Here is a 22,106-nt window from a genome sequence, read left to right on the forward strand (position 1 = left end):
TCTTCTTGGCTAAAATGATAAAAATAAGCACATCTTGTTATAAAAACAGATGTGCTTATTTTTTAATCTCTATGCATTTTTACGTTTTAAGAAAATCACTCCACCAACAATTAACAGTAATGCGCCTGCAGCCATAGAGATCCAACTTGTAAGATTAGTACCTGTTTGCGGTAACCATCCAATTTTAGATTGAATTTCTTGCTTAGGTTGTGGTTGTTCTTTTACTTGCTCGTTAGGCTGCTCTGGTGTTGGAGTATTTTTATCTGAATTTGGCTGTTCTGGTTTAGGTTGTTCCGGCTTTACCTCTTTAAATTTCACTGTTTGTTCCTTATCTTCAATTTCAGCGTGAATAGCTACTAATATATTATCTTGATACAGTTCTTCAAATACTACTACTTCTTTACCTTGTAATGCAGAAGCATTAAATGTGAAATCTAGTGTGATAGAACCATTCTTCTCTTTAGCAATAAACTTAGATTCTACTGTTACTTCTTTTCCATCAACTAATAATGGCTTGTTTGTTGCTTTATCCATCAGTTTACCTTTTACAACATACTCTTTACCCACGATTAAGTCTTTGTATTCCACTTTATCTTGGATTGTTACAGATTTAGAAGCGTCTAACTCTTTAGAACCATCAGCTTTGTTTGTTGCTGTCGTTTTAATAGAAGGTTCTACAAATCGAACTGTTTGACCTACATCGTTAATGTCAGCATGTGTTGCAATTACTTGACCTTCATGTAATAAGTCTTCAAACACGACTACTTCTCTTCCTTGCTGTTCAGCACCAACAAAAGTAAAGTCTAATGTTACAAAACCGTTCTTTTCTTTTGCAGTAAACTTCGTTTCAGCTGTTACTTCTTTTCCATCAATTAATAATGGTTTGTTAATAGCTTTATTCATTAGTTTACCTTTTACAGTGTACTCTTTACCTACAACTAAGTTAGTATACTCCACTTTGTCTTGAATAGTGATAGAATCCTTTGAATGAATCTCTTTTCCACCATCAGCTTTGTTTGTTGCTGTCGTTTTTACTAATGGCTTAACGAACTTAACTGTTTGACCTTTATCATTGATATCAGCATGTGTTGTAACAATTTTTCCTTCTTTCAATAACTCTTCGAATACTACTACCTCTTTTTCTTCTAAACCAGTTGCATCAAATGTAAAGTCTAATGTAATAGAGCCATTTGCTTCTTTTGGTGTAAACTTCGTTTCAGCTGTTACTTCTTTACCATTTACAACTAATGGTTTATTAGTCTCTTTATTCATTAATTTACCTTTTAAAGTGTATTCTTTACCTACTTGTAGGTCTTTGTATTCCACTTTATCTTGGATTGTTACAGACTTAGACGTGTGTATTTCTTTTGTACCATCTGTTTTATCAGTAGCTGTTGTTTTTATTGAAGGAATCTTTTCATCTTTGACAATGTGTTTAATGATTTGACCATTCTCTTTAATTTCAAAAGAGAACGTTTCTTCATTTAATACATAACCTTTTGGCGCAACAGTTTCTTTATATGTGTATTTTCCAAATGGTAATTTTTCAAATTTAGCGATTCCTTTATCGTCTGTTTTTCCTTTTACTACTTCTTTTCCTGCTTCGTTATAAATCGTAAATTCTGCATTTGGAAGCTTGTTATTTCCATCAGCTACATCTACCTTTGTAATTTCTAGATCACCTTTGATAAGATGATTAACTGCCAATAACTCAATAATCTTCCCATGTTCCTTTATTTCGAACATAATTGGTTCTTTAACAAGAACGTAACCATGTGGAGAAGCCTTTTCTACAAATGAATATTTACCATACGCTAAATCTTTGACGTTAATCTCGCCATTTTTATCTGTCTTATATTCCCCAACTACTTTTCCACTTTCATCTTTCAATTCAAATACTGCACCTTCTAATTTTTTGCTAATATCTTCATTATCTACTTTTAGTAATTTTACACTACCTTTCACTTCGGTATTTTCCACTGTAAAAGTAAGTGTTTTATTGTGCTCTTTAATTTCAAAAGGATACTTTGTTTTATTTCCAATATATCCATTAGGTGTTTTTGTCTCTAAGAAATAATACTTACCATACGTAAGACCTTCAACGTTTGCAATTCCATTTTCTTTTGTTACTACTTTTTGCACTTCTTTTCCATCTTCAGTAAAGACTGTGAATTCAACATTTGGTAAAACCTTTCCTGAATCACTGAGCTTTTTAATTTCGATGTTACCTTTTACTTTGTTATTTACTATTTGGACAGCTCCTGTTTCTCCTGTCTTAACTTCAATAGTTTGTGGTTTATCATCTGAAACATAGCCTGTTGGTGCTTTAATTTCTTTTAATGTGTAAGTACCAATTGGTAAGTTGTTTAATTCTGCCATACCATCAGCACCAGTCGTGATTTTTCCAACTGATTCATTATTTGCATTAAAGACCTCAAATACTGCATCAGCTAAAACTTCTCCATTTTCTCCAACCTTTTTAATTTTTAAAGAACCAGCTGCTTCCCAATTTACTGCAAGATCACTACTAAGCTTTTCTTCATTTCTTTCTAATAGTACTGTAGCGTTCTGAACAGTATCCGTACCACGGTAAGCAATTGCTTGAACTTTAGTTAAATTAGCAGCTACACTTAAATTAAATTCACCCGTTTTTGTATTCTTAGGAATTTGGATACGAAATTTTTCTCCAACTGAAAGCTGATCTTTCACTTCTCCATTTTCACTAACAATTCTAACTCCATTAGGTGCATTTTTCGCTACTACCTTATAAGAACCACTCTTAGCATTTGTTTGTACTGAATATAGATTTGTTTCGAAGAATTCACCCTTTAATTCTGCTTTTTGCTTTTCAGCAGGAATCACATTCATAAAAACATCTTGAGTCTCTTCACTATTATTAGCATTACTAATAATAGCCTTAGCTGCTTTTTCAACATTTTTATTCTCATGTTTTAATTCATTTACATCGAGTTGACCTAATGCATTCCAAACCGCAAGTTGCGTTGCATAATGCGCTTCATTTTTATTAGCTACTCCCAGCTGTTCAGCACTTTTTTGTGGGAAACCATTTAATAAGACTCTATATACTACATTATCTGTTTTCCCCATTTCAGGAAGATCTTCACCATTTGGTGATTTTAATCCAAGAGTTAAGCAATAAGCAATTTGACCACTTGAATTTTTAATCATTTCAGTGCGAATGTACTTACCTAGACTATTACTATAACTCCAGTCCATTGAATATTTCTCATGCGTCATAACCTCTGCACTAGCCCTAGGTAAAAATACATTAAGGAATAATGCCAGTACTGATAATAATGTAAAAACTCTTATAATGACTCTCTTACCCAATTTTGTAACCTCCCTAGAATAAATTAATCCGAGTATATATCGCAATATCTAAAACATTCACGATCGACCCGATTATCATTATAAAACAATAAATTACAAATATTAAATAATTTTAATGAAATAGTCAAAAAATTTACACATTTTATTATTTATCAAGTTTTTTAACGAATTTACTATATACAAATTCTAAAACACGCCTACAAGTTAAAAGACAAATATGTATGTTAAATATATAAATACCAATTCCTTCACTTCAGTTATTAAGCTTTCTCCCTATTAAAAATAGCCTTTTCATTTTCTGGTTAATCCGAATAATTTATACACCTCTTTTAATCTATTAATTCTCTATTACGCTCCTTCATTGAGATATAAGGGTGACTCCTCATTTAAAGAATAAAGTAAAACTTTATTCAGCTCGATCCCCATCTAACTTCTTTACTTTCATTGAATTTTTGGGCGTGAGTCTTACTGCCCACAAATAGCGGGATACATTATGCAATATTGCATTTGATAATCACTTTCAATGTAACTACAATGATTACAGGGTTACTGTTAATCCAATATTCTACATGGAGGTTTTATTATGTTAAAAAAAATTATTGTATCTTCTATGGCGCTTACTATGTTCGGTGGAGCTGCAACTATGCTAGAGGCACCTACTGCTCAAGCAGCTTCTTATAACTCAACGTCATCCTCTTACTTTGATGTCACTCCTGAAGAGGCCGTGGCTTTCTATCAATCTCAAGACTATAAAAAATTAAAAGTATTTTTGGATGACTTTGAAGCAAGAAACCCTTATACTCCAGGTGGAGGCTACGCTCAAGGGAGTGTACGTATGCAAAAATTCAACGATGCTCTTAGAGATGCCAAATTAACAAATGTCTACCAAGAATTTATTAGAATCTCATACTACAATCATTATCCAGAACCAAAATAATAACAACGGATTAAATGTTTATTATTTCTATAACTTAGCCTAATTTTAAATGTATAACCTAAAAATAATTACTAAAAACCACTCATATAAGAGTGGTTTTTCTATTTCCCCATATAATTTAGCGGAATGTTACATCATCTTTATTTTGATATCTTTTATAGTAGACATTCTCTCGTTGACACAATCTAGTAGGTTAGCAATGGAAATATCAAAATGTATTTATAATTGTTTTCTGTTTAATAGCAAAAAACGAACACCCTCTCACAATTAGATAAGGTGCTCGTTTTCATTTTTATCGGTAATTCTCAATTCAATTTAGCTTCTTTCCAATAAGTAAAGATTAAATTAACTTAAAAGCAAAGCGTTTTAAATTTAATTCATAGATCTTACTGAAACTTGGAATTGCCCCTTAGAACCATCATCATTTGAAACATAAATTTTATATGTTCCATTCGGTAATGGAGATAAAGCATTCCGTACATTTGTAACATTAATTTGTTGTTCTCCAGGTTTTATATAACCACCAACAATTAGCTCTGTATTTGGACCTTTTACACTATATCCCATTGTATTTTGACCATTATTTTTCATAGAGAAGCTTAAGTCAGTACTCCCATCATATACGAAAGAAGTTTCAGCCTCGCCACTATAATCCATTGTTTGGGTTAATAATAAGTCTGCAGAAACATGTTCAACTACATGAATTGGATCATTCGTTTTGTGTACTTCTTCAGCATAAGTATTATTCCCTAACACACCAAGTGTTAATGCTGAAACTACTCCACAACTAAGCACTAGTTTATTTAACTTCATTTTAAGTTCCCCCTTGATGTTTGTATTCTATTACCATCATACATCCTTTTCCAAGTGCGTTTTTATGTAATAATTCATATCTATAAACCTATATATCTTAACTCTGCACCTTAATAGTTATTGAGAAACCCACATAGATAAAGTTACAATATTACGCTTCATAAAAAACATGTGAATTTTAAAGTCTTTTTCTAACAAAGTTTTATACGAGTAAGTACCAAAATACTCACATAAATAGCATTTCTATTTCAGATAAAATGTACTAATAAAATTTTTCTAAAATTTCACTTTGTAATTTGATATATTCCATGTTAATATAACGAAGGCTACAAAACAGGAGTCACCATGTATATCATTTTTACAGAATATTCATACTTAAAAAACCTTATTTTATCAGTAACTCAATCCCAATTTTACCTATACAAAAGTTAGTTTATAATTTCATATGTACATAAATTTAAATAGATTTTTTCTATTTTCCTTATCAATTTTAATACGAGTAATATAACAGCATTTTTCAAGTACCCTTCCTTTTTTAGATAAAAAGTCTACTAATACTAAACATCTATGTCCAACTCATACATAATTCTACTTACAAACTATTGGAGATGCAAAACTATGGGAATTTCTACTCTTTTATTAAATACCTTTATTATAATAATTTGTATCCTTAGCTATCACGTATTTTGGCTAGAGTTTAAAGAAAAAACAACATGTAATAATATATTATTTTCTATCCTTTCCTCCATTGCTATTATTTTTTGTATGACTTTTCCTTTTCATTTACATGTGGGATTTATTTATGATTTACGTTTTATTCCTATTATATTAGTTTTTCTATATGGAAATACAAAAAACATTGTTTTTATAGGAATTTTATATCTTTCTTATCGGTTTTACTTAGGCGGAAATGGCGTTCTTCCATCATTTATTATCTTCACTATTATTTTTGGTATAACAATGCTCTTTCGTTACTTATTACCTATGTATATTAAAGAAAAAAAAGTATTATTAAGCTTACTCCTTATTTTAGTATGTACAACTTCACTTTCTATTTGCGGTATTGTAACTCAAATACATACAGGAGGGAAAATAGACTCTACTCTCATAGAATTTTTATTAAATTACATAATCATTAATATTTTCACAGTATTATTATCAGTTTATTTAATAGAGGGAATGATCGAGAAATATAAAATGAAAGAAAAGCTACAACGGGCTGAAAAATTTTATATAGCTAGCGAACTAGCAGCGTCAATTGCACACGAAATCCACAATCCACTAACCACGGTACATGGATTCACTCAATTATTAAATGAAAAACATGCCTCTAAGCTATCTCAGGATCAATACTTAGAAATCATGTTAATTGAAATGCAGCAAATACAATCTACTATTAATAACTATTTATCTTTAACCAAACCACAGAACACCCTAAAAGAGAAAATAGATATTAATCACATTTTAAATCAGGTGAAAGATACTATTTCACCACTCGCTCTATCATACAAAGTTGAAATCAAACAAAATAGTACAGATTCCTTTTATATAAATGGGGACCCCGAAAAATTCAAACTCTGTCTAAACAACATCATCCAAAACGGAATTGAGGCTATGAAAAATGGTGGATTATTACAAATAAATATACAAAAAGTAAAAGGAAATATCATAATTGATATTATTGATTCAGGAATTGGGATGTCATCTCAACAAATAAAACGAATTGCTTTGCCATTCTATTCAACAACAGAAAAAGGAACTGGGCTTGGTACTATGATTGCTTATAGTATTATTAAAGAATTAAACGGAGATATAGAGATAGAGAGTAACTTAGGTAAAGGGACACGCTTTTCTATTAGTATCCCTTACTAATGCGATAAAAATTTTCTGTTTAGTTAATTACATAAATGAATTTTAAGAATCCCGCTAGCGCTAGCTTACTTATTAATTATCTTAAATTCATGTATATTAATTAAAAATAATAAGGATCAGAGCTTATCTATTGTTACAGATATACTCTGATCCTTTAGTTTAATTCAATTAAAAACACTTAATATTTATAACTTTTCTTACATCGTGATGAAATACTAGTTCATCGACTTTATCTCATTTACTGATTAGATTGGTTTAATGTAAATATAACATCTCTCGACACTTAATTTGTTATTATCATTATAGACATTTCCTACAGTTGTTTTTCCATTAAAGTACAGACCTTGTGCCATTCATTGAAAAAGACAACTCCCTTTTTACTACTTCACTTCCACCGTATAATTCCCTGTCCCCCCGCCATACTGATACACATGTAAATAATACTTCCCTGGATACGTGTAGTAACTACCTACTAGTTTATTCCCTTGCTGCTGAGCATACGTAACATAATTATTTAAATCTGCTTCAGAATAAAGTACCCAGTTCATTCCGATATTATTTTCATTCGTTACGTTAATTTGAAGGTTTTTAGCAGTCTCCACATTAATTTCAAAGAAATCACTTGTATCGCCATTTCCTAAACTAGCACGTAAGACTTGATTTAACTGCAGTTTGTTTGCTGTTTGGAATGAGTTATTCGGTTCTTTTTCTACACTGTTATCTTCTTTCTTTTGAACAGTTACAGTCGCTGTAGCAGTATTAGTTGCTCCTTTATCGTCTGTTACCGTTAATTTCGTTGTATACGTTCCTTCTTTTGTATATACGTGAGTTGGATTTTGCTCATTACTTACTGCTCCATCACCAAACTCCCATTTATACGAAGTAATTTTCCCGTCTTCATCTTTTGATCCGTCGCTTTTAAATGAAATTGCTTCATTTACATTTCCACTATACGGACCGTTTATAACTGCAACTGGTGCTTTATTCTCTGCACCTTCTTCTGTATTAATACCGTGGAACACAACATCATATTCAAATTGTCCTGATGCATTCACGCGATAATTTACGAAGTATGCTGTTACTGTTTTATAGCCTGTCCATTCCTTTGCACTTAAACGTTTTAACGTATCATTAACGTTTTGTGTAATTGTTTTCCAATCTTCATATTCTCCTTTTGCTGCAGTTCCTGTATATGTTCCTTGTAGTGTGAATGTATTAAAGAACTGTGATTTATTTTTCTTCACTGATACATTTTTCAATTTTGCTTCCGCTGTTATTTCTGCTGCAATATCTGAAACTGGCTTCGATGCATGATTCGCTAAATAATCGTCTGATACTAATGGCACATTATATTTCTCACGATTATCAACTAGCATTTGCATATAGTCTTGATATTCTTTATTTAAATTCGCATCTTTACTTAATGTAGAGCGATATGCATCATATGCTGTTACATCATTTTTCCTAATAAGATCATGTATTTTATCAAACATATCATATCTCTTATTGTACATATACGATTGTAAAGCAAAGGAATAATTATAGAAATCCCACGTTCCATACTTTGCATTTAACGTTCGCTCTGCCGTATAACGCTCCTCTGGGTTTGAAGATAATCCTCCTATAATACTCTTTCTCGGTACAACATTATCCGTTCTCGTTGCCCCTGCAAAAAATTCAGCATTTCCTTCTTCAAACCAAGATAATCTTTCATTTTCATATATTTTCCCTTGTCCCCATAACCCTGGTACTTCATATCTACCTTGTAAATAATGCGTGAACTCGTGTCTGAATAATTCTTCTAAACTATAAATACTTTCTTCTGGCGTACGCTCATAAGTAAAGAACGTACCTGTTCCTTCTATATAAAGACCACCGTTATTCGTTTCATAACCGTACAATTGACGATTAAATTGATATTCTGCTGGGCTATTATAAATAACCATCGTTAATACATCATCAGGATTTCCTTTTTCTAAAGGTTGATCACTTTCAACCGTACGATAGAATTGTGCCTTTACTTCTTTTGCCGCCCAATATAAACGTTTTACTTTTTCTTCTGTCACTTTATCTCCAGCTTTTAAAACAATTGCCCCATCATCAAACGTATACGTTTTTGGCAAATATTTTTTCTTTCCATCTTCTCTTATTTGATCTAAATTCACCACTTTACCATTTGCATCTTTTCCGCCATAATTCGTTGCAATTTGCTCAGCAGCTACGAAATATTGCTCCCCTAAATACGGATACATTTTCATCGCATCTGTTACAACTTGTAACCCTTTCGTTCCTGTACTATGGAACATACCGAGTCTACCTGTATAATAAATGCCATTATTAATAAGCCAACCGTTTTTTGCTGTAATCGTTCCCATTAATGCAAAACGACTTAATTCATTAATATAACTATCTATTTTCTGATACCATACTGTATCTTTCGGTGCTTTCCTCGTATCGTACAAATACGATTGAATGTCGTAATCAACACCTTGCATAATATCGTAAATAGCATTTCCAGCTGAAAGATTATCTACTAATGTAGAAAAATTATCATTATATTGTTTAAAAATCTTTGCAGCCGATGTTATCGTTTCCACATCGCTCGAAGCGTTTCCTATTAACTTTCCGTATGATGATACCACTCTATTTTGCTCTAATGTACCCAGCTTAAAATTTGAATTGTTAGCCATCGCTTTTAATGCAGGTAAGCATTTATCATGATAACTCCGTTCATTTAATTTACTAAGTTCCGAATTATAAAATCCTAAATAAAACCCTGAACGTACTACCTCTACTAATGTCTCAATCCCTTTTGAATCATCCTTCGTATAGGCTTGTCCTTGCTGCTTCAATTTATCAATAATCGCCTGCATCCTACTATCATTTTGATAGAATGCTAGACTGTCTATATTAAACTGAAATAGCCCCGTAATTTGCTCCCAATCAATTGTTACAAGTAAATCTACTAACTGCTGATTGCTTAATTGATTTAATTCGGCAATTGTATAAGTTTTCGCTACAGCTAATTGCTTACTTTCTTTTTTCACCTCAGGTGGTCTTTGTGATAAATCGGCAAATTGTAACCTTTTCTCAAAAGACTTGCTTTCGAGCACTTTCGATGAATGAGCTAATTCTTGTACTGGTAGTTGTACACCGACTGGCTCCATTTTGAGCACATTTCGATAAGAAACTTGCTCTCCCTTAGTATCTTCTGCCAAACTTACTCCTTGAAAACTCCCTAACATTAAACTAGCAAAACTTACCCCTACTAACATTTTCTTTGAATAGCCTTTCATGCTCTCCCCTACCTTACATTTTTAGTGTCCCGCTCCATTATTTTACTATTTTTACTTTTTGTCCTGTATTGAGAAAAAAATAAGGTAACGTTCACACATGTATCCATTCCATATAAAATTAACGCTTGACTTTCCGTGCATTTTATATCAAAAAAAGATAGATAATAGCAAAATTCCTGCTACATCTATCCTCGTTTTCAACACTATGATTTTAACTTTATAAATGTAACTTCCGGTAATGTTTGCATATGCTGAATAAACTCATTCTTTTCTTCTGACGATATATTTTTCAGTTGCATCCCTACCTTATAAACAGTTTCTGTACCTTGCTGTGAAGCTTCCACCTCATATGAGAGTATTGGGATGCCTTTCACTTGTAGTGTTTCTAATATTTGTTGTACCGCTTCATGTTTATTTACAAACATTTGCACTGTTATATTTTGTGGAAATAAAAATTGCACCTTAAAAATACGACTTACAATTTCTAAACCAATTAAAACGAGAATCGTCGCTCCAATGCCTACTACATACATTCCCGCTCCAATTGCTAATCCTATACCGGCAGTAGCCCATAAACCAGCCGCGGTCGTTAATCCTTTCACCGCCTGCTTTTGAATAATAATTGTGCCTGCACCTAAAAAACCAACTCCACTAACGACTTGTGCCGCAATCCGACTTGGGTCTAGAGACGTATGCTCTTCATACACAATATCTGAAAAGGCATATTTCGAAACAACCATTATTAACGCACTTCCTACCGCTACGAGGAAATGAGTCTTTAATCCAGCTTCTTTCGATCGAATTTCTCTTTCAATACCAATCATTGCTCCTAACAAGCCAGCAACACCGATTCGTATAATAAAATCAAAATCTACACTCACGGGCACTTCCCCCTTTCATTCATTATAGATAGATAAAACAAAAATTATCACAAACATCCATTTATCAACATGAAAGAATACCACTAAAATACACTTAATACTCCGACTGTTTTATGTTAATATTTTAAATATTAACATAAAATAAATAACTCCTAATTTTAAACCTTCACTAATTTTCTAAAAAACCAAAGGTGGATTGCATGAAATTAGGTTGAGAAATTTTGGAAAACGCTTTCACTTTGTTTCATAATTTTTTATAAAAACTACATAAATAAAGGAGCTTACTAACAATGAACGTCTCATTACTTACACCTACTACTGATTTACAAGAAGAATACTTAGATTTCTATAACGAATGGAAAGATAGCGGTGAAACAATGATCCCGTGGGTTATCACAAAAAATCCTGCCAACTTCCCAGCTATGGTTCAAGAACTTCTCGATGCGCATAACGGAATAAATATCCCTGAAACTTGGGTACCAGATTCTACATATTGGCTTGTTACAGATGAAAATAAAATTGTGGGAGCTGTTAATATACGTCATAGTTTAACCGAACATTTATTTAACGCTGGCGGTCATATTGGTTATGGCATTCGCCCTTCTGAAAGAAGAAAAGGTTATGCTACAAAGTTATTAAAATTATCGCTAGAAAAAACGAAGGAATTAAACATCGAGAAAGTACTTGTCGTTTGCGACGCAGTGAATACCGCTTCTGAAAAAACGATTTTACATAACGGTGGGCTTCGTAATGATGATTTCACTGAGGAAGATGGGAATGTAGTAAGAAGATATTGGATTGAGATATGAATGATCACAAAGAAGCAAGAAAGTGATTATACACTTTCTCGCTTCTTTTACACTGTTTCTATTTCAAACTGCACTGTAATACCACTTGGATCTACTACCGCAAACCCATTTGTAGTTTCATTTATTTCATGTTGTTTTTCTATTAATCTTTCTTTCACTTCATCTAACGCTTCTTTATGCGGTAGTACAATCGCATATACCTTTAGTCCAGTTGCATGTACTGGTGGGTGTGGATTGTTTACTCCGTTCCACGTATTTGCACCAATATGGTGATGATATCCCCCTGCTGAAATAAATAAGCAATCCTCTTCACGCTGCTGTACTTCAAAACCTACTGTTTCCACATAAAATTCATGTGATTTCTCTACATCAGCTATTCGTAAATGTACATGCCCAACGACAGTATTAGCAGGCAAACCATCAAACTCATAATCAACGAGTGTTGCCAATTCTTTTAAATCAAGTGGTGTACTTCCTCCTGGCCCTTCTCCCCATTGATCGCGCGGTCGGTCTGCATAAATTTCAATACCATTCCCCTCTAAATCTTGCAAATAATAAGCTTCGCTATATGTATGATCACTTGCACTATTAAACCTTGAAATTGGTAAAATTTCATTTGAATATGTATAACGCCCTTCTTGCTCAGCCGGGCTGTCAATTACATTCTTATTACGAAGAACCCCAAATAGCGCAGAAGCAAAAGCTTCACGAGTCGGAACTAAAAAGGCTACATGATATATACCAGTCGTACGCGGTTCTTGCAGTACCCCGTCCTCTATCTTTTCAAGAACAAGTAACGCGTTTTTTCCACCTTTTCCAGATAAATATGCTTTATTCCCCTCTTGCTTAATTACCTCTAATCCTACAACATTCTCATAAAAAGAAATTTGACGCTCTAAATCTTTCACTTTAAATTCAACATGACCAATACGTGTTTTCGGATGAATTTGTACCATGAATAACCTCATCTCCTTATCCCTATATTTTCCCATTACATATAACCGTTACTATGAAGGATACAACTAAAATCATCCTATGTAAATAAGAAAAGTCAGAATTTACATACATTTTTATTTTCATAATAAAATGCCCCCTTTTCTAACTTTCAGAAAAGGGGGCTTTATAACTCTTATCTCATTTTATGTACTTCAGCAACTAGCTTTCCACCCTGAATGCCCATATAAAGCTTCACAGGTGCATCATTCGTATTTTCAAATACTAAATCTAAATATGGATATGCAATTGTAGCATCTCTTCCTTGTGGAACATAACCTACCGTTTTAGAATGTGTAGTTCTCTCCACCATTTTCAGGCCAGCTTGATCTGCTGCATTGTATAAAGTTGAAGATGTTTGACAAACACCACCGCCATATCCATCTACTAATTTACCATCAACTATTTCTTTCCCTAATTGATATCCTTTATCTGGTGTTGTATCACCGATTAAAGAATTAAAAGAGAAACGGTCTCCTTTTGCTAACACAACTCCATTTATGCTCGCTGCTGACAAACGAATATTCTCAATACGGCCACCTGTTGAACCACCTAAGTTCGTTTCATATCTACCAATTACCGTACCATTTCCTTGCGCATCACTTAATGTTGCGACTGGTTTTTTCTCCACAATCGGCAACTGATACGTAGCATCCCACATACCAACGTTTAACAATTTATCTACTAATTCTTTTTCCATTAATTCATAAGAAGGTTTTCCTTCTTGCCAACTTCCATCAGGTGCTATACGTGAAGGAACCATTTTTTTGTCGACGCTTTTTCCAACCTCACCAACAACCTTTGTTACAGACTTTTTAAATTTCGCTTCATCTTCAAAATAGCCTAAACCAGATAAATCTAATTTTTTCACTTCAGTACCAGTTCGACCATCAACTAAACTAATAGTATCCTGCACTTCTGCTTTAGCCTCTACAGTGTGCCCACCAATATCACTTACCAATGCAACATCACTTACTTTTGCACCACAGCCACTCACTACAGCTACACATAACACCCCAACTAATATACCCTTTACTTTACGGAACAATATACTCTCTCCCTTTCCCCAACATCACTATTATGTATTTATTTCATTTTTATGTATGTTTTGTTACAATCATTTTACAATATGTTTATAAAATGTTACAAGTTATTTTTCACTCTATATAAATTACTCTTTTCTTTTATAAATGTCTATACATATTTACATAAAAGTTTGAGTTTGATAGAATTGTAACTTTTATGTAAACTCTCTCTTTTATCCAGTATATACCATCAAGCAAAAGAAATACAAATCAAAAACCCTCAAGCTATTTTTTATAAAGTGAAACTTTAATCAGTGGGGTCTTACTGCCCGTTAATGCGGGATAAAGAGAAATCCCGTCAACATAAATAGGTATTTGCCGTGCCACCGCTCCGCTTTTGCACATACATTATGGTGAATTCAACCTATTTTAAAGAAATGGAGGATGTTATTATGTATCCCTACAATCCATATGATCCATATAATCAATATGCGTACCAACAACCACAGTATGACTTACAAGCACAATACCAATCTAATATAGATCAAGCAGAGCAAACGAATCCATATGACCAAAATAGACAATTCCAACTTCCAATCTCTTTTCCTGGCACTGGAAATCGTCAATTAGAAAGACGCGTAAATGAGCTTGAACAAAGAGTACGTCAACTAGAAAATACAGTTGAGCGCCATACACGTAGACTAAACCGCTTAAACCAACGTTTACGTACAGTAGAAAACAGACTAAACATTCCATTCGCAGCATTAGAAGACGGATTTTAATCGAGAAAATAAAAATTATATAAGGAAGGGGCTCCCCCTTCCTTATATAAATTGACGAAAGTTTTTTCCATCTCTATACTGATAAGAGTTAATGAAATGAAACAAGGTGATAAATATGGATTTTGAAATAAATTATCTTTCCTTTTATGTTGTACAAGTAGAAGGAAAAGGTGAAGCAGTTGATAAACGCTACAAACATTTTCAAACTTTAGACGCTGAAGAATATGAAGATAGCTCCTTAAAAGAATTTTTGAATGGTGAGTTATTAAAAATATCGAAGCGAAAAGTAGAACGTCATGCAAAAACAGAACAAGCCCCAACAAAAATTGGTCGCTTTATTGTAGAGGAGGGGCACGAACTTGATTCAAACCCTCATTACAACCTTTTTAATCGTATTCGCTTTGCAGAAACAAAGGACAACTTTAAAGATATGAGCGAACCTCTCGTTTATACATATCTTGACACAAGCGCTGTACGCGGTGGTGTATTTTTAATTGCTCAGGCAAAACTTCGAAAATACTTTGATGACCCATTCGTATTCGTAATGAAATGCGACTTCGAACCAAAGGTTGCTTCTATTTCTGATGAATCCACACTGATTCGTAACGTTGAAATGGCCATCACAACAAAGAATATGAAATCTATCCAATACCCATACATGCCTGAAGAAGGTATGGTTGAAGTAGGCGAACTAAAAATACACCAAGCATCACATGCCCGCTACTTTGAAGACTTCTTAAAATTCGTCGAATATGAACGCTCTATGCCTGAAATTATGAAAACACAAGTAATGGACATGGTATACGACCAAATTGAAGATGTATTTGAAGAAGGTACGGAAGAACGCGAACAATTCGACCAAGCGATGGAAGTATGGGCTGCTAGTCCGAAGCGGGAAATTATGGAACAATTTTCAACCGAAGAAGTAATGGAAGCTACCGCTCAAATCGTCGAGCACGCTCCTGAAGTGGAATTAAAACTAAAAGCAGATCATATCTCTGTGAAGGCTTTGCTTGCTGATTTCGGGGATCAAATACATATTGCGAAGGTAAATGACCGATACGTATTAATGATTGAGGCTGATACACTTACGTTTGAGAAAGGCTTCTCTCCTATTGAATTCCTGAAGCCGGATGAGTTGCAAGATGTGATTGAGCGGATTGAGAATAAGCAGCAATATTCTTATGATCCGAACGGGATTGAATAAATCCTTCCATATAACTATTTTTACCGAGCGCTTTTAATAAGCGCTCTTTTATTGTGGACATATTTTATAGTTATATAAAAAACCGATTCTACTAAGAATCAGTTTTTCTGCTTTATAACAAAAATATTTATTTTTAATCCAAGATAACACTTGTTGCAGAATCCAGTAAATTCCTTCCTTGTTGTACAAGCGTATTTCCATTAGAGTAGTCACTATGTATGTTGGTAAAATGAAAGCTTCACTTCACTACCTCAAATTTATTATACTCGTAAAAAGATAATTGAAAACGATATTCCGGATGCTCTCTCACCCAATCGTAGGCTTCTTCTAAAATTCCCATTTTGTTTTGTAGGTCATTAAGTTCACTACATTTGTCCTTTTTCTGTTTGCACAGAGGGCAGAATCCATTTACTATGTCGGCACTTGTCGCCCTAATAGTTTTACTTTTTAAGTCAACTACTAAACGAAGAAGAAGAGAATACTCAGCTTTTGTAGTCACCGTCATTTCAGCAACCCCATCCTCATTCCAAAAGACACCGTTTAATTCCATCTGTACGGTGACATCTTTAATATCCAAGTCTATCACTATCACACCTCCCTTGTATAAAACTCATATTTTATTCTTCGATTTTAACCTTTAATACACCACGCTTTAAAGATATATTAAGCTTTTTCCAATTCTTCTTCTTTGCTATGAAAGGAAGTATAATTACTGCTGATAGCGTGGCAAATATTATCCCCAAAACTAAAACTGTTACAATGTTAAAGATTGCTTCCATTTAACTCTACCCTCTTTCATTTCTATGGGCTCTAATTTTATGAATGTATTTAAAAATTCTTACCACCCCTTAATTTTCAAAGCAATTATAATGGCCTAATCACAACAAATCAATTCCTATTTAATATGAATACTTTATTCATCCATCAGTATAATGATGTTAAATTTATGTAGCTAGAAATAGAGGAGAATGTCATTTAACCTCTACATTCTCCTCCATCTCAGCCAAATACCTAATCTGTCGTTCCGCTTTTCTCACTGCCGTACGAAAATGTTTTTTCAGGAGTTCTACTGTATTTTCACTTATATAATATCTTTCCGTTATACTTTCCCACGTGTCACTACTTTCAAATGTACTCCATTCAAAAGGGCGTTCTGTATTTTTCTTTAGTTCTTTAAACACCCATTTCCGCATCTTTTTTTTCGCTTTTTCTGTTAGTTTTCCGTTTTTTACAAGTTCAAGTTCACCATGTCTTTTGTATCGCTTATTAATATCTCTCTCGCTATACACTTTAAGAAGTATATTTGCTGTATTTTCGGCATCTGCTAAAGCACGGTGCTGTTTCCCTTCCCACGTTAAAGCGAGCTGTTCTACCGCAAATTGTAAACTTGGCGTATGTTCAAACAATTCCTCATATGCTTGGAAAACAAATTTTTGCAAATCAATTCTACTTTCTTTTTCTATAATGGGGCATTCAACACCATGTAATGTACAATCATGAGATAGAAAGCGATAATCTTCTTTTCCCCATGAAACAAATATAGAATCTTCTCCGATAAACTGAATAAATTTCTCTATAATTTGAGGGAATTTGTCTACAGCCATTAAATCTTTCTTCGTAATACCGGTTAATTTTGTTGTATGACGAGTTAATCGTGCACTTGGTTTTACTAACTCCGAAAATTCTTCAATTATCTTCATTGTACCTATTTCTATTTTTACAGCTCCGATATCAACTATTTCTGACGGATCTTCTGATTTATACGGTCTGAAATTCCTCTCAATATCAAACACAATGAAATGTGTAGCGTTTTTCAATTTATTTACCTCTTTCTAAATTCCTTTTTCACACAAACACTCTATTTTCAGTATTTATTTATTCATGTACTTTATACAAAAATCCTTCGAATAAATAAATGAAAATTCAGTCTTATTATGATATGTAAGTAGGAGGACATCTATAAAAATGCAAAAAAAAAAAAAAGAAGGGCGAGCCCTTCTTTTTTCAAAAATTACTTCTTGTTTACGTTAGTAGCTTGAGGTCCACGGTTACCTTGTTCTACTTCGAAAGTAACTTCTTGACCTTCTTCTAAAGTTTTGAAGCCTTCGCCTTGGATAGCTGAGAAATGAACGAATACGTCTTCTCCGCCTTCAACTTCGATGAAACCGAAACCTTTTTCTGAGTTAAACCATTTTACTTTACCGTTTTGCATGAAAAAAATCCTCCTACAATGTACCTATATGTACATATTCATTTTCAACCACCTTACAATAATAAGCCAGATATTAAAAAACTGCAACCCCTGAGGAGATTTAACATTGCTATCCTCCTCGGAAGTTACAGCTCATTTAAATCTCTATATTATTAAAAGTAAAATGGTTTAAACATACTATATCATATCAATATAATAAAAGTAAAGTTTTTTCTTAAATTATTTTTTGTTCCCACTGCATTGCTTTTAATTCACCTGATCCAGCTACTACATAACCATCTTTTTGATTAACAATGCGCCATCCGTGCCCTTTAACTGAATCACATACTGTAACAATACCTTCGTCAAGAAGTACACGGCACACACTACTAATACCCGCCTTATTTTGTGTTGAAGTTGTATATAAGACATGTTGGTCTACACTTAAGTCTAAATAACTACTTGCTTTCTGCTCACTTTGACATGTATGCCAATATATTTTTTCACTCGCAATACTGTCATCTATTTTACAATAAGAAATATTCCCGCTAACTCCCTTGCACGATCCACTTGCCGCTACTAAATAAGAATTGTGTAAAGTCAACGCAGAGATCATTTGATTCATCGTAATTTTAATCCTCTTTAATTTACGTGTCTTCAAATCAAAGAGCCAAACACCACCATACTTAGCATGTATTTTCGTACCAATAAATAAGTAATGTTTATATAAAAATAATGATCGAATAGACGGTGCCGCACTGCCATACTCAAGAAACGGATGAATAGTCTCCCATGTCGAACCGAAATTATTAGAAAGATACAGCGTTTTTTCTCCATGAGCAACAACAGTTCCTTGTACATTGCTACATACATTCCAACTTGTTGCTTTTGTTGGAAAACGCTGAATTGTCCAGTTCTCTCCACCATTCATACTACGAATAAAAATCCCTTCGTCACCTACACCATAAACTACATTATCTTCGCTATGTAAATCCCTAATTCGTTTTTGAAAACCATTTAAAATTCGTTTCCATTCTCCGTCTTGTTCAACAAATAAGCCATTATATGTAGTAGCTAACAACAGTTTTCCATCTCTTAACTTTGTAATAGCAGTTGCACTTAACATCGTCTCCACGTTGACACTCCCATTCTTAGAACTTCTCAGCAAATGCAATTGCAAAATTACTGCATTTTTCAACATCCTCTTGATCTTCTGGAGCTAATTCAATTTTCAGCCCTTCTTGTACAAGCTCTGCACCTCGTTCTACAAGGCGTTCTTCAAATATCGTTACCGCTTCACAAAACAGTTCATACGCCGTATCACCTGATCCGAATACCGCTACCTTTTTCCCAGCTAAATCTATATTTTCTAAGTCCTCATGAAAATCTTCTGCTTCAAATGGTAATTCACCATCGCCCCACGTATAAGATCCTAAAATGATTCCATCATAAGCTAATAATTCTTCAGCATCCATGCCTTCCATCTCTTGCAATACTACTTCATGATCAAAAGCATCTAAACTAACTTTAATTAAATCAGCAATACTCTCTGTATTTCCTGACATACTTGCATAAGCTATTAAAATTTTTGCCACTTTGGCATCCCCCTCTAACAATAAATGATTCTCATTCTCATTATATTAATAATGAGAATCAATTTCAATTGATTTTTTTCTACTTTTATTTACATTTCACATTACTTATTTCAAATAAAGTGAAACTTTAATGAGTCCTCACCAATCAGGATTTTTCAGACAGCCCACAAATAGAGGAATAAATAAAAAAAGCACAGATGACTATACAATCATCTGTGCTTTTTTATTACTTTTTAAAAATACCAAAAGGCTTCCCTACTGGTAAAACAACTTTTCCGAAGTGTGTGTTTAACACTGCTGCTGCTGAACCATAGAAAGATAATAATGAAATAAGAAGTTCAGAATATGCTGCTAAATTATGCATTGCGTGCGGCATAACACCTAAAGTACTTAATGAAAGACCAATAAATAAGAAATCAATAAGGACGAAGATCATAAATAATACTTTATGTGTTTCCATTGCACCAATCGTCATAAAGATTGTGAAAATCAAATATCCGATAAAGGCTACACCAAGCTGTTTTGAATCTGCAACTTGTGCTAATTTTTCGCCAAATACTCCAAGTTGAATTAACCAAGTCATTCCAACACCTAACCAAAATAGGCCGTACGCACCAAATGCTGTCGTACCGAATGTATTGTTATGCTTTGCATCGTGAATGCAAGCAAAGATTTGTGCAAATCCTCCTAAAAAGATTGCCCATGGTAATACAAGTGAAACGCCATCTGTTAAGCCTAACTTTTGAGATGATGCTACAAGTGTTACCATCGCTAATCCAAATAGACCAATTCCAGATGGATCCGCTGTTGTCATTTTCACATGATGTGTAGTAGTTTGATTGCTCATATAAACCTCCTGATTATAAACATACTCGAATACAATACTTAAATCAGAAGCCTATGTCAATGGTTTTTTTTGTATGTTGTCAGACGTTATATTTTATAATAATTAAATATATTTCCGACCACTTCATAAGGTTTTATATTCACTTTTTCCAACTCGTTTATCGGTAGCCATAACGGAATATAACTTCCTCTACCTTCCCGCTGAAATTCCTCACCTGTTCCGCTTCCGAACACTCCCCCTGTAATATAGGCGCCATAATAATATTCATTTCCTTTATATTTTAACTTTGCAATAAGGTGCTTCACTTTTATATGTAGCCCTAATTCTTCGTATACCTCTCTTTTCGTTGCCTCTTCAGGCGTTTCACCTTCCTCAATCCCTCCGCCAGGAAAAACATAATATGTTTCCTCTTCTCGAATACGTTTTATAAGAGCGATTTTTCCTTCCTGTACAATGATGGCCGCCCCGCGATTTCTTATCATTTTATTACCTCAATACGAATCGCAACTGTTCCCCACTCTTTTTCTTGTTCTTTCGTATATATTTTGTATGTACTTTCTAACATTTCCTCTAAACTATCATTTTCACAATCCAATAATTTTTTATCAATTTGTTCATACATAGATTTAAAGCTCTCGTATCGCTTTATTTCCGTTACTTTTACCGTCATCATTTCTGTTGTCGTAAGATTCGTAAATACGATTTCATCACCTTTGTTTATTAGTTGACGTTTTTTATCGTATAGGCGTACTTCATATACTTTTTTTCCTGATTGAATTGACTGAAACGGTTTATTATATAAACCCATTTCGTATCGCATACATCCCACTCCCTTTTGTTCATTTCACCTATTAATACAGTTCACATTACTACATCTTGCATATAATATTCCATACGTATCACTTAATTGAGAAAGGAGGCTGAAGAAGCATGTTATATTTAAATCAAAAACCTGAATATAATAAATATGATATTGGTGATTATACTTATAGTAAAGTAGGGCCAACCATTTTTTCTTGGAACGATGAAACAAAATTAAAAATAGGTAAGTTTTGTTCATTAGCAGAAGAAGTCGTTTTCATACTTGGCGGTGAACATCGCGCAGACTGGATAACAACTTATCCATTTAATGCACTTTTTGATGAAGGAGCACATATTACTGGTCACCCTTCTTCAAAAGGTGATATCGTAGTCGGCAATGATGTATGGATTGGTTATCAATCCTGCATTTTATCTGGTGTTACAATTGGTAACGGGGCCATTATCGGCGCCAGAAGCGTTGTTACAAAAGACGTACCCCCGTATGCAATTGTAGCTGGTAATCCTGCAAAATTTGTTCGATATCGTTTCCCGCAAGAAACGATTGACAAACTAGAGAATCTCGCATGGTGGGACTGGGACATTTCTGTTATAAAAGGAGCCATTCCATTACTACTCTCCGACAAAATCGAAGAATTTTTCACCTCGCCCGAAAATGAATCTATATGATTAAAACAGAAAGAGCATC

At 33.6% G+C, this 22,106-nt stretch carries 21 protein-coding genes; 6 read left to right on the forward strand and 15 right to left on the reverse strand.

Features of this window, described 5'->3' with window-relative positions:
- Positions 1 to 69 precede the first annotated feature (69 nt).
- Positions 70 to 3,351 carry a VaFE repeat-containing surface-anchored protein gene (locus tag BUA87_RS21320; RefSeq protein ID WP_072940747.1) on the reverse strand — a complete coding sequence of 1,094 codons (3,282 nt, stop codon included), beginning with the start codon at positions 3,349 to 3,351 and terminating at the stop codon, positions 70 to 72.
- Positions 3,352 to 3,934: 583 nt separating this feature from the next.
- Between BUA87_RS21320 and BUA87_RS21325 the strand changes: the two genes are divergently transcribed.
- A complete protein-coding gene (locus BUA87_RS21325) occupies positions 3,935 to 4,288 on the forward strand; it encodes a hypothetical protein (RefSeq protein WP_000913814.1) in 354 nt (117 codons plus the stop codon).
- 372 nt (positions 4,289 to 4,660) lie between these two features.
- On the opposite strand, the gene BUA87_RS21330 is transcribed toward BUA87_RS21325, so the two are convergent.
- Entirely contained in the window at positions 4,661 to 5,101 is a 441-nt protein-coding gene (locus tag BUA87_RS21330; protein WP_000773517.1) for a hypothetical protein, read from the reverse strand.
- A gap of 618 nt (positions 5,102 to 5,719) precedes the next feature.
- Between BUA87_RS21330 and BUA87_RS21335 the strand changes: the two genes are divergently transcribed.
- Complete coding sequence (locus tag BUA87_RS21335; protein WP_000513023.1) at positions 5,720 to 6,973, forward strand: sensor histidine kinase; 1,254 nt, start codon at positions 5,720 to 5,722, stop codon at positions 6,971 to 6,973.
- 380 nt (positions 6,974 to 7,353) lie between these two features.
- Here BUA87_RS21335 and colA read toward each other — a convergent pair whose 3' ends face one another.
- Positions 7,354 to 10,269, reverse strand: a complete 2,916-nt coding sequence (gene colA, locus BUA87_RS21340) for a collagenase ColA (protein ID WP_072940750.1) — start codon at positions 10,267 to 10,269, stop codon at positions 7,354 to 7,356.
- 203 nt (positions 10,270 to 10,472) lie between these two features.
- Positions 10,473 to 11,150, reverse strand: a complete 678-nt coding sequence (locus tag BUA87_RS21345) for an MgtC/SapB family protein (RefSeq protein WP_000109730.1) — start codon at positions 11,148 to 11,150, stop codon at positions 10,473 to 10,475.
- Positions 11,151 to 11,440: 290 nt separating this feature from the next.
- On the opposite strand from BUA87_RS21345, the gene BUA87_RS21350 reads away from it, so the two are divergent.
- On the forward strand, positions 11,441 to 11,959 hold the full coding sequence (locus BUA87_RS21350) for a GNAT family N-acetyltransferase (protein ID WP_001103133.1): 519 nt from the start codon (positions 11,441 to 11,443) through the stop codon (positions 11,957 to 11,959).
- A gap of 47 nt (positions 11,960 to 12,006) precedes the next feature.
- Here BUA87_RS21350 and BUA87_RS21355 read toward each other — a convergent pair whose 3' ends face one another.
- Together BUA87_RS21355 and BUA87_RS21360 are read right to left on the reverse strand one after the other, a co-directional pair.
- A complete protein-coding gene (locus BUA87_RS21355; protein WP_000249882.1) occupies positions 12,007 to 12,915 on the reverse strand; it encodes a VOC family protein in 909 nt (302 codons plus the stop codon).
- A gap of 173 nt (positions 12,916 to 13,088) precedes the next feature.
- Positions 13,089 to 14,000, reverse strand: a complete 912-nt coding sequence (locus tag BUA87_RS21360) for a VanW family protein (protein ID WP_000488980.1) — start codon at positions 13,998 to 14,000, stop codon at positions 13,089 to 13,091.
- A gap of 429 nt (positions 14,001 to 14,429) precedes the next feature.
- Here BUA87_RS21360 and BUA87_RS21365 point away from each other — a divergent pair, with 429 nt between their 5' ends.
- Entirely contained in the window at positions 14,430 to 14,759 is a 330-nt protein-coding gene (locus BUA87_RS21365; RefSeq protein WP_000283707.1) for a hypothetical protein, read from the forward strand.
- Between the two features lie 115 nt (positions 14,760 to 14,874).
- A complete protein-coding gene (locus BUA87_RS21370) occupies positions 14,875 to 15,966 on the forward strand; it encodes a DUF3900 domain-containing protein (protein WP_000345035.1) in 1,092 nt (363 codons plus the stop codon).
- A 238-nt stretch (positions 15,967 to 16,204) separates the two neighbouring features.
- Here the strand turns inward: BUA87_RS21370 and BUA87_RS21375 are convergent, their stop codons facing one another.
- The 9 genes from BUA87_RS21375 to BUA87_RS21410 form a co-directional block, all read right to left on the reverse strand.
- Positions 16,205 to 16,552: a hypothetical protein gene (locus BUA87_RS21375; RefSeq protein WP_000566112.1), complete on the reverse strand. Its 348-nt coding sequence runs from the start codon at positions 16,550 to 16,552 to the stop codon at positions 16,205 to 16,207.
- 31 nt (positions 16,553 to 16,583) lie between these two features.
- Positions 16,584 to 16,745, reverse strand: coding sequence for a hypothetical protein (locus BUA87_RS31425; RefSeq protein ID WP_000387293.1), 162 nt, complete (start codon positions 16,743 to 16,745; stop codon positions 16,584 to 16,586).
- Between the two features lie 192 nt (positions 16,746 to 16,937).
- Entirely contained in the window at positions 16,938 to 17,783 is an 846-nt protein-coding gene (locus BUA87_RS21380) for an exonuclease (protein WP_016512466.1), read from the reverse strand.
- A gap of 194 nt (positions 17,784 to 17,977) precedes the next feature.
- Entirely contained in the window at positions 17,978 to 18,178 is a 201-nt protein-coding gene (cspB, locus tag BUA87_RS21385) for a cold shock-like protein CspB (RefSeq protein WP_001179150.1), read from the reverse strand.
- Positions 18,179 to 18,392: 214 nt separating this feature from the next.
- The gene (locus BUA87_RS21390) at positions 18,393 to 19,292 is read right to left on the reverse strand and encodes a WD40/YVTN/BNR-like repeat-containing protein (RefSeq protein ID WP_000449497.1); all 900 of its coding nucleotides are present in this window, start codon (positions 19,290 to 19,292) and stop codon (positions 18,393 to 18,395) included.
- A gap of 16 nt (positions 19,293 to 19,308) precedes the next feature.
- Positions 19,309 to 19,752, reverse strand: coding sequence for a flavodoxin (locus tag BUA87_RS21395; RefSeq protein ID WP_001062759.1), 444 nt, complete (start codon positions 19,750 to 19,752; stop codon positions 19,309 to 19,311).
- Between the two features lie 226 nt (positions 19,753 to 19,978).
- Positions 19,979 to 20,599 carry an acetate uptake transporter gene (locus tag BUA87_RS21400; RefSeq protein ID WP_000070945.1) on the reverse strand — a complete coding sequence of 207 codons (621 nt, stop codon included), beginning with the start codon at positions 20,597 to 20,599 and terminating at the stop codon, positions 19,979 to 19,981.
- An 86-nt stretch (positions 20,600 to 20,685) separates the two neighbouring features.
- Entirely contained in the window at positions 20,686 to 21,081 is a 396-nt protein-coding gene (locus tag BUA87_RS21405) for an NUDIX hydrolase (RefSeq protein WP_016512465.1), read from the reverse strand.
- Positions 21,078 to 21,419, reverse strand: coding sequence for an ASCH domain-containing protein (locus tag BUA87_RS21410; protein WP_016512464.1), 342 nt, complete (start codon positions 21,417 to 21,419; stop codon positions 21,078 to 21,080). The genes BUA87_RS21405 and BUA87_RS21410 overlap by 4 nt, the downstream gene beginning before the upstream one ends.
- A gap of 110 nt (positions 21,420 to 21,529) precedes the next feature.
- Here BUA87_RS21410 and BUA87_RS21415 point away from each other — a divergent pair, with 110 nt between their 5' ends.
- Entirely contained in the window at positions 21,530 to 22,087 is a 558-nt protein-coding gene (locus tag BUA87_RS21415; RefSeq protein WP_000966309.1) for a CatB-related O-acetyltransferase, read from the forward strand.
- The last annotated feature ends 19 nt before the right edge of the window (positions 22,088 to 22,106 follow it).

This window comes from Bacillus sp. bc15 (genome assembly GCF_900142585.1).
GTDB lineage: Bacteria > Bacillota > Bacilli > Bacillales > Bacillaceae_G > Bacillus_A > Bacillus_A cereus.